This window comes from Streptomyces sp. SID14478, from assembly GCF_010548525.1.
Classification (GTDB): domain Bacteria; phylum Actinomycetota; class Actinomycetes; order Streptomycetales; family Streptomycetaceae; genus Streptomyces.
The window spans coordinates 1-837 of sequence record NZ_JAAGMG010001333.1; the positions used below are offsets into that span (position 1 = coordinate 1).

Here is an 837-nt window from a genome sequence, read left to right on the forward strand (position 1 = left end):
CGACGGCTGCGCCCCGTGCGGCCGCGCCACCACCCGCAGGTTCAGCTCCGCGCTGCCCTGCGCGGCGAGGTCCAGCGTCCACACCAGGCGGCGCGCGCCCGTGCCCGTCTCCTCGACGGAGTCCGGCGCGGGCGTGCCCGTCACGGTCGTCGAGGAGCGCCAGTCGCCGCGCGTGTACGTGAACTCGACGCCGTCGTCGAGGACTTCACGGGTACGCACCGCGCCGGTCTTCGCGTACGTACGGTGGTCGGAGCGCAGCTCGAACTGGTCCGTGAAGTCGGCGTCGACCGTCAGCGCGATCCGCACCGTCGTCGGCACCGCACGGTTCGACACGACCCGCAGCACCTCGACGAACGCACCGTCCCCGAGGGCCTGTTCGCGAAAGAGCGTGTACGCCGGGGGCTCCTGGCGGCCGCCGCGCGGCACGAGCACACAGCGGGCGACGCCCTCCGTCTCGTACGCCATCGGCGTGAGCACCTCGGGCGCCGCGCCGTCGACCGTGAGCTGCCAGCGGCACAGGTGCCGGGCGTCGCGCACGAACAGGCCGTCCGGCGACACCGCGCCGCGCACCGCGCTCAGCCCGCCGCTCGCGTCCAGGGCGGCGAACGTGCCGCCCCGGACCAGCAGTTGGCGTGCGTGGCCGTGCGTGTCCGTCATCACGACGTCTCCTCCTCGGTGCCCAGCAGATCCAGCGTCAGCGCGGCCGTCCAGCCGAAGCCGCGGGCGCCGCAGCCCGCCCCCGTGTACGGGTCGACGTACTCGGCGAAGTCCGAGGCCGCGGCCACGTCGAGCAGCGCGGCGCGCAGCCGGGCCGCCTCCGCGCGCTCCCCGTGCAGC

Annotated in this window: 1 protein-coding gene and 1 pseudogene; both read right to left on the minus strand. The window is 75.4% G+C overall.

Annotation, left to right across the window (positions count from 1 at the left end):
• Positions 1-657: glycogen debranching N-terminal domain-containing protein (locus G3I40_RS42120; protein ID WP_275410327.1), on the minus strand; the 657-nt coding region annotated here is incomplete at its 3' end.
• Positions 657-837 (minus strand): annotated as a pseudogene (locus tag G3I40_RS42125) (hypothetical protein); the annotation flags it as partial. The gene G3I40_RS42120 and the pseudogene G3I40_RS42125, both read right to left, overlap by 1 nt.